This window comes from Aquiflexum sp. (assembly GCF_041749095.1).
Lineage (GTDB): Bacteria > Bacteroidota > Bacteroidia > Cytophagales > Cyclobacteriaceae > Aquiflexum.
Genome location: NZ_JBGTCA010000133.1, coordinates 1 through 15,440, shown reverse-complemented (window position 1 = coordinate 15,440; position 15,440 = coordinate 1). Strand labels below are relative to the sequence as shown.

5 protein-coding genes are annotated in these 15,440 nt (G+C 41.0%); 1 reads left to right on the top strand and 4 read right to left on the bottom strand.

Annotation, left to right across the window (positions count from 1 at the left end):
* Positions 1 to 12,024, bottom strand: a 12,024-nt coding sequence (locus ACEW8O_RS07175; RefSeq protein ID WP_373493940.1) for an amino acid adenylation domain-containing protein, incomplete at its 3' end; no start/stop codon positions are given.
* A 210-nt stretch (positions 12,025 to 12,234) separates the two neighbouring features.
* Entirely contained in the window at positions 12,235 to 12,786 is a 552-nt protein-coding gene (locus ACEW8O_RS07170) for a condensation domain-containing protein (RefSeq protein WP_373493939.1), read from the bottom strand.
* A 206-nt stretch (positions 12,787 to 12,992) separates the two neighbouring features.
* Between ACEW8O_RS07170 and ACEW8O_RS07165 the strand changes: the two genes are divergently transcribed.
* Positions 12,993 to 13,595, top strand: a complete 603-nt coding sequence (locus tag ACEW8O_RS07165; protein WP_373493938.1) for a DUF2911 domain-containing protein — start codon at positions 12,993 to 12,995, stop codon at positions 13,593 to 13,595.
* 80 nt (positions 13,596 to 13,675) lie between these two features.
* On the opposite strand, the gene ACEW8O_RS07160 is transcribed toward ACEW8O_RS07165, so the two are convergent.
* Positions 13,676 to 13,870: a type II toxin-antitoxin system HicB family antitoxin gene (locus tag ACEW8O_RS07160; protein ID WP_373493937.1), complete on the bottom strand. Its 195-nt coding sequence runs from the start codon at positions 13,868 to 13,870 to the stop codon at positions 13,676 to 13,678.
* A gap of 222 nt (positions 13,871 to 14,092) precedes the next feature.
* On the bottom strand, positions 14,093 to 15,253 hold the full coding sequence (locus tag ACEW8O_RS07155; protein WP_373493936.1) for a Gfo/Idh/MocA family protein: 1,161 nt from the start codon (positions 15,251 to 15,253) through the stop codon (positions 14,093 to 14,095).
* Positions 15,254 to 15,440 lie beyond the last annotated feature (187 nt).

Below are 15,440 nucleotides of genomic sequence, written 5' to 3'. Positions count from 1 at the left end.
TGGAAGGAATTTATGGGATGTAAGTTCAGGCCTGTTGAAGTAACCTCTGCCGACCCCTTTTCCCCCGATGCAAAGTTCACCTGGAATTCCGATAGGATTTAGTCCTCCATCCGGACCTAGTATGTAGACAGAGGTATTGTCTATGGGTTTCCCGATGGTAACCTTTTCGCCTACCTCCATTTTTTTATAGGTTGACCAGATGGTTGTTTCGGTGGGACCATACATGTTCCAAAGAGTCCCTAACCCCACAAGAGAATTCTTCAATTCTTCTCCGAGAGCTTCTCCCCCGACCAGCATTTTGATATTTTGGGGATTGTTCCAGCCTGAATTGAGAAGCATCTGCCAACCGGAGGGGGTAGCCTGCATGTGGGTAGGCCGGACTTCTGCCTGTTTCTTGGAAAGGATGGAGCCGTCCATGGCAATTTCTCTGGTTACCAAGAATACTTTTCCACCGTTTATTAGCGGAAGGAAAAGTTCAAGGTAAAAGATGTCAAAACTGTAGGTAGTGACCGAGAGTAAACTTGAAGAAGCGTCGAATTCTACGTTTTTCGACATACTTGCCAAGAAGTTTACCACATTTTGGTGTTCTATCATTACACCTTTGGGTCTCCCTGTAGAGCCTGAGGTGTAGATGATGTAGGCAAGGTTTACGGGTGATGGTAACGCTGGAATTGCTTCTGAAGGCATGCTACGGATCGACTCCATTTCTTTGTCCAAGATAATACGGTCTATCTCCCTACCGAAATTGTGTGCAGTTTTTGAAGAGCATATGACAAAATCCGCCTTGGTATCTTCAACCATATAATCAATCCTATCTTTGGGTAAGGCAGGATCGATGGGGACATAAGCTGCACCAGATTTGAGGATTCCGAAAATCCCAATGACCATCTCAAGAGAGCGGTCGATACAGATCGGGACAGGGTTTTCAGTCATAATGCCATTTCTAGTCAAATAATGGGCTAGCTGGTTAGATTGGACATCAAGTTCCTTAAATGAAAGCTTTCTTCCCTCAAATTCTACCGCAACTGCCTCAGGAGTTTTAAAGACTTGGCTTGTAAATAGATCTAAGATTGTCTTATCGTGTGGGTAAGCCGCTTCGGTAGCATTCAAGGTCTCTAATAAATAGCTCCTTTCCTCCTGGGATAGTATATCATAATGGATGATGGGTGATGCTATGTCCTTGGCTATCTCCTCCAACAGCTTCTTCCATTGTCCCTCCAGTCGCTTGATAAATTCTTCACTGTATTTTGCCCCATTGAACTTCATTCGAAAGAATAACCGATCCTCCGATGCTGCCATCAACGTAAAATCATAGGTCACCTGCTCAAACACCTCAACGGTTTCACCTATAATCTCTACTTCACCTTGTTTTTTGGGTTGCTTTGCGGCGGTGACATCCTCTGTCTGACCAGATATCGGATAGTTCTCAAAAATCACCAAGTGATCTATCAAATTGGTTCCCAACTCACTCTGCTGTTGTATCTCCGCTAAATTCAAATGTTGATGAGGCTCCCCGGCAATAAATGATTGTTGTACTGAGTGTAACAATTCTTTGAATGAAGCTTTGTCTGTATAATTAACCCGTTGGGGTACCGTATTGATGAAAAGCCCAATCATATCCTGTATTCCCTTAAGCTGCGATGGACGCCCCGATACCACACAGCCAAAGACTACATCTTGGGTATTATTATATTTGCTAAGCAATATCCCCCAAGCACTCTGAATAATCGTGTTTAAGGTCGTCTTTTCTTTTGAAGCAATTGCACTTATTTTATCACTCAGTTCTTTACCAATCCAAAAATCATGATCCTTAGCTATATATACTGTACGTCGAGGTCCAGCCTCCCTGTCAAAAGGAAGTATGGCTTTCGTGTTATAGTCGCTCAAGTAATGGTTCCAATAGGCGCTGCTCTTTTTATGGTCTATCTCATGTAACCACTCAATATAGCGGCTATAAGGCTCCAGTTCGTATATTGAAACTTGCTTTCCTGATACCAAAGACTTGTAAAATCCATGTAACTCAAAAAGCACGGCATTGGCACTCCAGCCATCTAAAATTAAATGATGGTTACTCCATATCGGATAAAAATTGTCTTCTGAGAGTTGAACAATAATCAACCGTACCAGAGGCCCGGCGTTTAAGTTAAAACCTTCATCTTTATCTGACTCCTTTAATTGCTCGATGTATTCCTGCTGTGATGATTTGTCCAATTTCTGGATATCCTCAAATCTAAAGTCTAGAATACCATCTTTTGTCACTACCTGCAAAGGATCATCTGCCAAATCTGTCCTAAAAATAGTACTCAGGACTGCATGTGTTTCTATTATTCTTTGAAATGCAATCTTTAGCTTCTCTAAATCCAATTTCCCAAAAAGCCTATAACTTATTTGTATAAAATAGGCATGACTTTGCGGTTCAGTCAAGGCATGGTAATACAATCCTTGCTGCATTGGACTCAAAAGGTACATATCCTCTATGGCTCCATACTCTCTGGTTAAGGTTTCTATCTGTTCGAGAGTTAAACCCTTATAGGTAAAAGTGCCCGGTAATTGTAGGGGCTTATCGTAATTACTTAAGCTTTCACTGATGTTGAGCAGTTGGGATTTATAGCTAACTGCCAATTGCTGCATCAACCCTTCATCCATACGCTCTGCGCTATACTGTATACTAATCTCCAAGCAACCATCCTGGCTCTGTCCACTAACCTCTATTTCTGTGTCCCGTTCTAAATCCGGATGAACATCCATACCGTGCTCAAATTCAGAAAAAGTAAAGGAGGTTTTAGTATTGCCTGTACTTGATATGGTAGATTGGGTGATCTGATCTTTTGTATCCAAAGCATCTTCCCTGCTAAAATCTCCGAAGTAGTTAAAGCTCACCTGCGCATCTTCCATTTCAGGTAAACGTTGCTTATGCATATAACGTAGCAACCCATAACCCACTCCCTTGTCCGGTACCTGGTTCAAGGCATCCTGAAGGAGAAAAACTGACGCTATGCTTTCTTCCGTACTGCTTAACAAAAAGGGATACATACTGGTGAACCAACCCATTGTCCTGCTGATATCCGTTTTTTTCAGGTAATCTTCTCTTCCGTGACCTTCAAGTAATACTCTTATAGATTCTGCACCAAACACTTCCTTCAAGGCTTTTGATAAGGCTGATAACAACAGGGCATTGATCTCTACCTTGTTCAGTCCATTCATCCCTTGATGTACGAGTGCTGTCTCTTCCTTACTTAAGGCAAAGCCTACCTGCTTACTGACCCCAAAACGATTACTGCCCTCAGGATTTTGAACAGCTAACTTATCTACCTTCATTCCCTGTTGCTGTTCCCAGTATTTACGTTGACGCTCCAGTAAATGTCCTTCTGCATATTCCGCATTGCGTTCCATCCAATAACGATAGCTGTCGGTTTTTTCAGGTAACACTAACTCTTTGCCCTTACGGTGCTGATCCAGTAAAATCTCTATATCTTCAAATAAGATCCGCCATGATATCAAGTCTATCACCATAGGGTGAATACTGAGCAACAAGTGGCTTTTATTTTGTTCAAAGTAGTGGTATAAGCCTACACCTATTAAAGGGCCTTTCCTAAAGCCTATTTGCTGCTTTAATCGCGTGCCATGCTCTTCAAAAAATGTTCTTCGAGTTGCTTCGGTATTACTCCTGTCTGTAGGTAGCGAGGCTTCTTCTAATATATAATAATCCCCTGATAACCCTGCATTGAGTTGTTCCCAAAGTCCATCTGACGTCTTTTGGTAACGCATCCGAAATACATCGTGATGGGCTATCAGCTTTTCCATTACTGCCCTGACTTCTGTAGTATTTATTCCACCCGTAAAACAAAACATGAAGCTTTGATGAAACAGGTCTTTGTTTTCTTCTGTTCCTCTGGCGAAGCTATTCTCTAAAAAGGCACACTGTATCGGACTTAAAAGCACTTTCCCTTCTACAGGACTTTGATCTATGTTTCGTGTCAACTCAAGCAGCTTAGTGGCCATATCTGCCAACCTGCTACTGCCCATCACATCAGATACCCTCAACTCATAACCCACAGCACGCATTCTTGCTACTATCTGTATCGCCTTGATACTATCTCCGCCTAAAGCAAAAAAGTCAGACTCCAAACCAATCTCAGCTTCTTTCGCCCTCAATACCTCAGACCATTTCCTTACCAACAGTTTTTCTTTATCGGTTTTAGGGGCTACATACTCCTCTCCCTGCATACCCGTACCTTCCGGATCCGGTAAGTTTTTTCGGTCTACCTTCCCATTGCTCGTTAAGGGAATACTTGCCAGTTTCACATAGTGGTTCGGTACCATATACTGTGGCAGCTTCTCTTTCAGATAGAATCTTAATTCCTCTGACGTAGCTTCACCTGTGGTATAGGCTATCAGTTCCAGATCGTTCCTGTTGTTGAGTGCTCTTGCAATCACTACACTTCGATCGGACTTCGGGTGACTGTTCAAAGCTTGTTCGATTTCGCCTAACTCTATTCTATAGCCCCTGATCTTGACCTGATCATCTATTCTTCCAAGATATTCAATGTTTCCATCAGGGAGATATCGGGCTAAATCACCTGTCCTGTACATCTTTTCTTTTCCGGTTTTGCCGAATGGATTTTTGACAAATTTCTCCGAAGTCAGTTCAGGATTGTTCAAATATCCTCTGGCAACACCTTGTCCAGCAATACACAATTCCCCGGGCACATTGATGGGGTTGAGCTGATTATCTTTATTGAGAATATAGATTTTGGTATAATCAATCGGTTTTCCGATGGTAACCTTTTCATTTGGTGACAATATCTGAGCTACAGAAGCCCAAACAGTATCTTCAGTAGGGCCATACTCATTGAATAATTTTACGTTATTGGTTTTGTCAAAGTGTAGCTTTACAAGCGCTTGATCAAGGTTTTCCCCGGCAAGGATTACATTGGACAACCTGGAATGTGAAAGTAATTCCTCTTCCTGCAAAAACCTGTAGTAGGATGGGACACAAAGAATTGTTTCAGTGTCCTTCAGCAGTTCTTGGATATGGTGAGGACTTTTGATCAAATCACTTTTGCATAAAATCAATTGACCACCTGTAGCCAATGCCCCAAAAATCACAGCAACTGATGAATCAAATGCGAAGGAGGGTATCAACAATACTGAACCTGTCTGATCATAGTAGGAATTTCTTGCCATGGTAGAAGCCACCAAACCCTTATGCTCGATCAGGACTCCCTTTGGATTTCCTGTAGAACCTGAGGTGTAAATAACATAGGCAAGGTTATTCTGACTGATTTCCTTTTTCTTAGAATCAATCGGAATTTTCTCCATTTCAGCTGTAGCAGTATTGAGACAAATAATATCAATTGAGTCTGGAAATTTTTCTTTCAGTTCTGAAGTGGTCAAAAGGATGTTAGCGCCAGAATCAGATAAAATAAAAATGATCCTGTCCTCAGGGTAAGTGGGATCAATTGGGACATATGCTCCACCTGCTTTTAAAATACCCAAAATCCCGATAATCATTTCAAAAGATCTATCAAGGCAAAGGGGAATCAGAGATTCCATTTGAACTCCCTTGTCAATTAAGTATTTGGCAAGCTGATCAGATTTTTTATCAAGATCTGAATAGCTAAGTTTTTTCCCCTCAAAAACAACTGCTATTGCATCCGGGTTTTTTTTAACCTGACTTTTAAAAAGGTCAAGAATGGTAAGGTTAGCCGGAAATGTTTTTTGAGTTGTGTTAAAGGATTTTAAAAGCTTTTTTTCTTCTTCAATTGGAATGATTTCCAACATCCCGATTTTTTCTGAGGGATTATTACAGATTGCTTGTAAAAGCTGCTTGTAATGAGAGACAAAGTTGGTGATAGTTTCTTTTTGGAAAAGATCTGTGCAATATTCCAGTACTCCTTCAATTCCTTCATTTGTCTCGATAAGTTCAAGAGTCATATCAAATTTGGAAGTAAAGTGCTCAAAAAGTTCTTCCGTCACTTCGGCTCCTTCAATATGGAATTTGGAATCAGAAACGTTCTGTAAAACGAACATCACTTGGAATACGGGATTTCTACTTAAGTCTCTTTCCTGTCCCAAATTTCCCACAATGATTTCAAATGGAACTTGATGAAATTCAAAAGCTTCCAAGATAGATTTTTTTACCTGATCCAAAAATTCATCAAATCCCAATGAATTTTGGATTTTGGTTCTCAGCGCCAGTGTGTTTACAAAAAAGCCTATCAAATCTTCCGTTTCCTTGTTTTCTCTACCGGCTATTGGTGTTCCCACGCAAATGTCCTCCTGACCACTATACCTGTAAAGCAGGATTTTATAGGAAGCTAGCAATGTCATGAAAAGTGTAACCTTCTGACTTTTCCCTATTTCTTTCAATTGGGAGATTAATTTGGAATCAATTGCAAAACGATGGATATCGCCGTTGGAACTCAGGATGGAAGGTCTTGTATAGTCAGTTGGAAGTTGAAGTGGAGAAGTATCCTGAAGTCTTTTTTTCCAATAGTCTATTTTTGATTGGAAAGAATTATGGGCGATAAGATTTCTCTGCCATAATGCATAATCAGCATATTGATAGGAGAGCTCGGGTAAATCAGTGGTGTTTCCTTTTGAAAAAGCCTCATAGAGTTCTTTAAGCTCCTTCTTTAATAAGGAAGAGGACCATCCATCGGAAGCAATATGATGCATGGTAATGACCAAATAATATTCATCTGTGCCCGATGTGATAAGACAGGCCCTGACCATGTGGTCATTGTTCAGGTCAAATGGAACTTTGATCAACTTGGTGATTTCCTTATCAATTTCGGGAATGTTTATCTCTTTTTCATCCAGTTTAAATTGATCCTTCTCCAGTATTTTTTGATATTCAATACCATCCTTTTCTGCGATAACAGTCCGCAGGATTTCATGTCTGTTTACAATTTTTAGTAGTGCGTTCTCCAAAGCACTTTTATCCAGTTTCCCCTTTATTTTAAAAATGACAGGAATGTGGTACTGGACGCTTCCCTCTAATTGATGAATAAACCAAAGACTCTGTTGATTATAGGAAAGGGGAACATTTTCTGGCCTTTCACCAAAGATTTGGACACCATTTTCAGTGTCATCTATTTTTTTGTTGCCAAGAATTTCTGTTAACTGTTTTATAGTCGGGTAAGAAAACAGATCCCGGATCGAAAGCATCTGCCTGGTTTCTTTTCTTAAAGCGCCGATTACCCGCATTGCCATTAAAGAATGTCCCCCAAGTTCAAAAAAATCATCATGGAGTCCGATATTCTCTACACCCAATATTACTTCCCAAATTCCAGCTAACTGCTTTTCGAGTTTGGTTGTTGGGGGTTCAAATTTTGAAGTCTCAAATGATTCCACCACAGGTTCAGGAAGTGCTTTTCTGTTAACTTTACCGTTGAAAGTCAAGGGTAAAGTATCCAGTTCCATCCAAGTTTGGGGCACCATGTAATCGGGAAGTTTTCCGCTGAGAAATGAAATGACAGCATCCCTTTTAAAGGGATCATTGCACACCACATAGCCCACAAGCCTATCATTGCCCCAGTTATCCGGTTTTACTGCAACAACTGCCTGTTTAATCCCCGTGAGCTGCTGAAGTACAGTTTCAATCTCCCCAAGTTCGATTCGGTGGCCTCTGATTTTGACCTGATCATCGATCCTGCCCAAGTATTCAATGTTACCGTCAGGAAGCCATTTTGCCAGGTCTCCGGTCCGGTACATTTTGGCATCTTTTTTTTCACTAAAGGGATCAGGAACAAACTTTTCGGAAGTGAGTTCAGGTCTGTTGAGATAACCTCTTCCGACCCCATCACCTCCGATACATAGCTCACCGGGAATCCCTATGGGATTGGGTTGGTTCCCGGAACCGAGAATATAGATTGAAGTGTTGGCTATAGGTTTGCCAATGTTCACTTTTCGGGAGGGATCCATTTTATTAAGGGTCGACCAGATAGTGGTTTCAGTTGGACCATATAGATTCCAAAGTGTCCCTAAAGATGACAGCTCATTTTTTGTTACCTCCTTAAGCGCTTCTCCGCCCACCAGCATTTTTATCCCGGTCGGATTTTTCCATCCGCTTTCGAGAAGCAATTGCCAGCCTGTTGGCGTGGCCTGCATGTGGGAAGGTGCTTTATTCTCAATTTCCTCTGCAAGCTTAAAGCCGTCAAGCGCAACTTCCCTATCAGTCAGAAAGACACTTCCTCCATGAATAAGTGGGAGGAATAATTCCAGATAAAAAATATCGAAGCTGTAAGTTGTGACAGATAGAATACTGGAGGAAGTATCAAAATCTATATCCTTTGACATGCTTGTCAGAAAGTTGACCAGGTTTCTGTGTTCAATCATCACGCCCTTTGGCTTACCTGTTGAACCGGAGGTATATATGATATAGGCGAGATTTTCGGGTTTGGTTTTAGGTTGTGGGAGGTCAAGGGACATCAGGTTTATTTCCTCATGATCCTTATCCAAAAGCAATTTTCTTTGGCCTGTTGTCTTGTCCGAAGTACTGGAAATACAGATGACAAAGTCCGCACCGGTATCTTCCAACATGTAGGAAATTCTTTCTCCAGGAAGGGAAGGATCAATCGGAACAAATGTGCCTCCCGATTTTAGAATTCCCAGAATCCCGATCACCATATCAATCGAGCGATCGATGCAAATCGGTACGGGATTTTCCGACCTGACACCATTTTTGATCAAGTAGTTGGCAAGTTGGTTGGATCTTTCGTCAAGTTCTTTGTAGTTAATGCTTTGACCACCGGCAAGTACGGCAATGTTATTTGGTGTCCGCTTCGCTGTTTCCTCAAATAGACTTACAACGGTCTCACTTTTGGGATAATCGGCTTTTGTATCATTGAATTTCTGTAAAATGAAGGTCTCCTCCGAAAGCCCGATCATATTTAATCTGTCTATCCCAACTGCGGGATTATCGGATATTGAATGCAACAGTGTCTTATAATGACCGATCAACCTTACCATGGTCTCTTTGGCATAGAGGTCCGTGCTGAATTCGACCATCCCTTCAAGCCCATTTCCTGTCTCTGTAAGTTCAAAAGAAAAGTCAAATCTTGAGGTTGAGTGATTATAATACAGAGATGACCATTTGGTGTCTTCTGTTTGAAAGCCGGTATCAGTGGCGCCATGGAGTGCAAACAAAACCTGAAATACTGGATTCCTGCTTAGGTCCCTTTTGATTTCGAGTGATTCGACAATTAGCTCAAAGGGAATTTGACCATTGTCAAAAGCATCGATGGTATTTGATCTTACCTGTTCCAAAAGGTTATTGAAGCTTAAATCATCGGTCAACTGAGTTCTGATAGGAATGCTGTTCACAAAAATCCCGATCATATCTTCAAACTCCTGTCTTTTTCTACCTGACACCGGTGTGCCAACACAAATATCCTCTTGCTGCGAATATCTGTGTAGTAATACCTTGAATGCAGACAAAAGCGTCATAAAAAGTGTGGCGTTTTGGCCTAGACCAATGCAGCGAATTTTATCAATCAGTTCCTGGTCAATCGAAAACCGCAATACAGCTCCTTTTGAAGAAAGAACAGCAGGCCTTGGAGAATCTGTTGAAAGTTGGATTGGGTTGGTACCCTGAAGTTTGTTCTTCCAATAATTTAATTTTGTCTGAGATGATTCTTGGCCAATAAGTTTTCTTTGCCATAATGCATAGTCTGCATATTGAAATGGATGCTTACTGAGTTCCGGGACTTCACCTTTTGAAATAGCACTGTAAAGCCCCCAGAATTCATTTTTGAAGACAGAAGCGGATGATCCATCAAAAGCAATATGGTGAAATACAATAACCAACACATGCTTTTCATTGCCCATTTCTAACAGACAGGCCCTGACCATGTGGTCATTGTTCAGGTCAAATGGAGTCCCGATGATATTATGGATTTCATTTTCCAGGTTAGCGTTTTCAATTTCTTTAAAACCAATTTCTAGAAGATTCCTTTCCAGTATTTTTTGACATTCGGTTCCATCTATTTCTGAGATGACAGTTCGCAGAATTTCATGCCTGTTCACGATTTCAACCAGGGCATTTTTTATCGCGTGTTTGTTTAATTCTCCCTCAATTCTAAAAATGAGAGGAATGTGATATTGTATACTCCCTGATAATTGATGGATAAACCAAAGACTCTGCTGATTAAAGGAAAGGGGAATTACAATCGGTCTTTCAAAATTACCAAGCGGAATTAGACTACTTTCTTCGCTACTTTTGGTGGCTAAGATTTCAGCCAACTGCCGAATGGTCGGGAAATTGAACATCTCCCGGATCGAAAGCTCGATCCCCATCTCACTTCTGATGGTGGCGATAACTTTCATCGCCAGTAAGGAGTGTCCTCCCAAAACAAAGAAATCATCTTGGATACCAACTTTCTCCAATCCAAGTGTTTTTTGCCAGATAGCAGCTATTTGTATTTGAAGGTTGGTTTTAGGAGCCTCGTAATTTTCACTTTGGATATGTTCAATTTCAATATCAAGAAGGGCTTTTCTATCAACTTTCCCACTGAAGGCAAGCGGTAAATTTTCAAGTTCCTTCCAAAGTGAGGGTATCATGTAGTCCGGTAGTTTGGTCTTGAGGAAGGAAATAACAGCATCCAAATCAAAAGGTCCATTGCAAACTACAAAGCCTATCAGACTTTTATCCCCAGTGGGGCCTTCTTTGGCCAGCACAACGGCTTGTTTTATCGATGGATGAAATTTCAAAATGGATTCTATCTCCCCAAGTTCGATACGATAGCCCCTGATTTTCACCTGATCATCCAACCTGCCCAGATATTCTATATTGCCGTCGGGTAGGCTCCTTGCAAGATCCCCTGTGTGATACATCACTGCATCTTTTTCATCTGAAAATGGATCAGGGACAAACTTCTGCGCTGTCAGTTCAAGTCGATTGAGATAACCTCTTCCCACGCCCTTACCTCCGATACATAGTTCGCCGGGTATTCCCAGCGGATTCAGACTGTCCCCCGGTCCGAGGATATAGATTTTGGTATTGTCTATAGGCTTTCCAATGGTGACCCTTTCATGAACTTCCAGCTTTTTGAAAGCAGATGTAATGGTAGTTTCGGTAGGGCCATAGAGGTTCCATAATTTACCTGTGCTGGCAAGCAAGTTTTTGGTTTCTTCTCCGATCGCTTCACCACCTGTTGTCATAATAAATCTTTCCGGATTATTCCAACCCGCATTGAGAAGCAATTGCCAGCCAGAAGGAGTTGCCTGCATGTGCGTCGGTTTATGTTTGGCAAGTGCTTTGGCTAGTTTGAAGCCGTCCATGGATACCTCTTTGCTGACCAATATTACTTTGGCCCCAACTGCAAGTGGTACAAATAGTTCCAGACAAAAGGCATCAAAAATATATGTGGTGACGGATAATTGTATTGATGAAGAATCGTACTCCACAATTTTTGATAAACTGTTCACAAAATTCAGGAGGTTCCGGTGTTCCACCATGGCACCTTTGGGTTTACCGGTTGATCCCGAGGTGTAAATGATATAGACAAGATCCGAGGATGAAGGTGAAGTGGAGACTTTTCCTGAAGGCAGTTCACGGACAACTTCAAGGTCTTGATCCAAGATCAGCCGATTGATTTTGTCCCCGAAGTTTTTTGAAGTTTCAGTGGAGCATATCACAATATTAGCCCCAGTGTCCTCAATTATATAATCAATTCTGTCAGCAGGAAAAAAAGGGTCAATAGGTACATATGCACCCCCTGCTTTGATGATTCCAAAAATCGCAATGATCATTTCCAAGGACCGGTCTAAACAGATAGGTACCGGATCTTCACAATTAAGGCCAGTTTGTTTCAGATAATGCGCTAGTTGATTGGACTTGGAATCAAGCTGTTCGTAGGTAAGTTGATTTCCTTCAAATTCAAGGGCAATAGCATCAGGCTTATTTTTAACCTGATTTTCAAAAAGATCCAGGATTGTAATGTTTTCATCTAATGGAGTAGCGGTATCATTGATTGTTGTAAGTAGAAATGATTTTTCTTTTGGGTTTAAAATGTTCAATTCGCTTACTTTTGAATGAGAAGACAATCGGACAGAATCCAATAGCTGTAAAAAATGATCTATCATCCGATTGATGAAATCCTCTCCAAATACCTCATTTCGAAAAGAAATTGATCCATTGAGGTACTGGTCTGATTCTTCAAATTCAAAGACCAGATTGGTATTAAAGTCTTTAAGATCTATGTCGTTTGGTTTATTTTTTTGATCTTTTTAAACATGTTCCTTTTTCAAAATACACAGGACATTGAAAAAGAAGTCACTCAGTTGTTCATTTTTCCCCATTTTGATCAGCTCTTCAAAGGTTACATTACTGTTTACCAGCGCCTCAAAAACAGCTTCCTTTGAATTTTGGATGATTCTATCAAAAGTTAACCCGCTATCAATTTGAGTTCTAACTGGCAAAGGATTCAAATCTATTTTGAATCCATTATGCTTTGCGAATTCATTTAAATAGGCCCCATCTAAAGATAAGCCTACACAAAAATCATTTTGGTTGCAATAGCGGTAAAGTAGCACTTGAAGACTGCCAATGACAGCACAAAGAATTGATGATTCATCAGTTAAATTCTTTAGTTTTTCAATTGAAATTGAATCTTTTGGATAAAAAATTTTATGTAATCCACCATTTCCATTACTTGGCCCAAAAGGATCTTTGGGTAATTTCAGCGGTTCCATTCCATGAATTATTGATTTCCAATACTTTATGTTATCACTGCTTTCTTTAATATATAATTGAATATATGGATTTTTAATTATTGACATAATTATTAGGGACAAAAAAGATATATTCTATTAATCTCTTTGGTTTAAGAATGTTTCATACAATGAATTTCTTATTTAGGCAAGAAATGATTAGGCGAGTAAATAAGAGGAACTGAAAGATAATAATTCTATAAATTAAAAGAAAAGAAAACAATTATACTTCCTTATTGTATCTTCACATATCAAAAACCAAAATAATAAACATGATGAAAAATCTTAAATTTTATTCCATTGCAGTAATGGCGCTATTCTTTGCAGCAACCGAATTGACCTTTGCCCAATTGCAATTACCAAATCCAAGTCCAGGGGCTACAGTATCCCAGAATGTCGGCTTTACTAAAATCAGCATTGATTACTCTTCTCCTGGAGTTAAAGGGAGAGAAATATTCGGTAATCTGTTGAAACACGGAGAAACCTGGAGGGCAGGAGCCAATGCGCCCACTATAATTGAATTCAGCACTGCTGTCAATATCGGTGGCACCAATGTACGTCCCGGTAAGTATTCCCTTTTTATCACCCCACAGCAATCCGGTGATTGGACAGTTCATTTGAACAGCAAGGGGAACGCAGTTTATGCTTACATGAAAGATGGCAAAATCGATGAAGAAGCACTCCTCAAAGACAATGCAGTATCCTTCAAGGTAAAGCCGGTCATGGCCAATGATTCCCAGGAAAGGCTTTCCTATGCTATTTCTGCAGAAAATAATAAAGTAGCCAAAGTGACCATGGCTTGGGACAAAGTTAGGTTGTCATTTATGGTAGATACCCAAGTGGATCAAAAAATGGACGGCTTCAAAGGAGCGTTCTAAAACCATATTTTGGCAAAGGTAAACTCCCACAGATTTCAAATTAATTTCGAATCTGTGGGAGTTTTTTATTGGGTATTAAATCAGGCAAACATCAATTTTCCTTTAGGTTCCGGAATTGGGAGACCTTCCTCTATTGCGACTTTTATCCAGAGGTCAATTGCAGTTTGAGCATTTTCCAAAGCTTCATTGGCTGAATCTCCATGTACCATTAAGTTGGTTAATTCGGGTATTTCCGCAATAAATGCATCGTTCTCTTTACTCCAATAGATAATCACTTAATATTTATGCATAATTCAAGGTAATTTATATTTAATAAGAATGTCCCTCCTGCCAATGTGAGTCCCCCCACTCGCATCAATGAGTTTCTTTCGGAAATCAACTTTCAAATTGAAAACTCCCCACGACTGCCCACTGAATACTGCGACTACCCACTTCCAACTGCTTGACTGCCCACTGCCCACTGCAAACTGAGACTGCCTACTGTAAACTGAGACAACTCACCCTTTCCACTCAACCCCCGTATCCTTCCATTTTTTCTCATTGGCTGAATCAAGGACTGCCTGACATACTTTTTGTGTTTCGAAAGCATCTTGGAAGGTTGGGGAACAGGGTTCACCGGTTTCCAGACTGTGGAAGAAATCAGCAGCTTGGTGGATAAATGAATGTTCATAGCCTATGGATGTCCCAGGGATCCACCACCTTTTCATATAAGGCTGTTCTCCTTCTGTGATATGGATTTTTCTCCATCCCCGGACATGGGAATCATCATTATGGTCAAAATATTCCAGCCAGTTCATATCATGCAGGTCCCAACGGATGGAAGCGTGTTCCCCATTGATTTCAAAAGTGTACAAAGCTTTATGCCCTCTTGCATATCGGGTTGCTTCGAACAGACCCAATGAACCATTTTCAAAATGACAATGAAACAGACAGGCATCGTCTATACCTACCTTCTGAACATTGCCGCTCTCTTGATGCACTCTTTCCTTGATAAATGTTTCTGTCATGGCAGACACATCTTTGATGCCTCCATTGATCCACATGGCGGTATCAATGCAATGTGCCAATAAGTCCCCAGTTACACCGGAACCTGCGGCATCCACATCCAATCTCCATAGGGCATCCCCACCTTGTGGAAGGTCAGGATTGATGGTCCAGTCTTGTAGGAAGTTGGCCCGGTAATGGAATATCTTGCCCAATTTGCCCGAAGCCACAATTTGCTTGGCCAGGGTAACAGCAGGAATTCTCCTGTAATTGTACCAAACCGTGTTTTTGACGCCTGCCTTTTCTACTGACTTTACCATTTCATCTCCTTCGTCCAAAGTTCTGGAAAGTGGTTTTTCGCAAAGGATCATTTTTCCTGCCTTAGCGGCGGCAATCGCTATTTCTGCATGAGAGGAATTTGGGGTACAAATATCCACTGCATCAATATCGTCCCGGGCAATTAATTTCTCCCAGTCAGTTTCGTAGGAGGCATAGCCCCACTGTTCTGCAAATGCTTTTACCTTGTCTTCCCGTCTGGCACACACAGCCTGTAGCACAGGCTGATGCTCATATTCCGGAAAGAAATCGGGGATTCTTTTATAGGCACTGGTATGGATTCGGCCCATTAGTCCTGTGCCGATCAGGCCGATGCGGATTTGTTTTTTATTGCTCATTTTTTAAGATTTTAGATGTGAGACGTGAGACATAAGATTAGAGACATGGTGACAAAGTTTAGTGGTTTAAAAGTCTGGGTTCTTGGTTCTTGGCTCTTTAATTTCAGCTTCCAACTTCCTACTAACTTTCCCATCCATGCGCTTCCCTGACTTTGATCATGGCAGCGAGGATATCGTTCCAGGTCTG

What these genes read in the sequence shown, in the direction of transcription:
- ACEW8O_RS07170 (WP_373493939.1), bottom strand. Translation starts at nt 12,786, where the DNA reads ATGTCAATAATTAAAAATCCATATATTCAATTATATATTAAAGAAAGC.
- ACEW8O_RS07165 (WP_373493938.1), top strand. Translation starts at nt 12,993, where the DNA reads ATGAAAAATCTTAAATTTTATTCCATTGCAGTAATGGCGCTATTCTTT.
- ACEW8O_RS07155 (WP_373493936.1), bottom strand. Translation starts at nt 15,253, where the DNA reads ATGAGCAATAAAAAACAAATCCGCATCGGCCTGATCGGCACAGGACTA.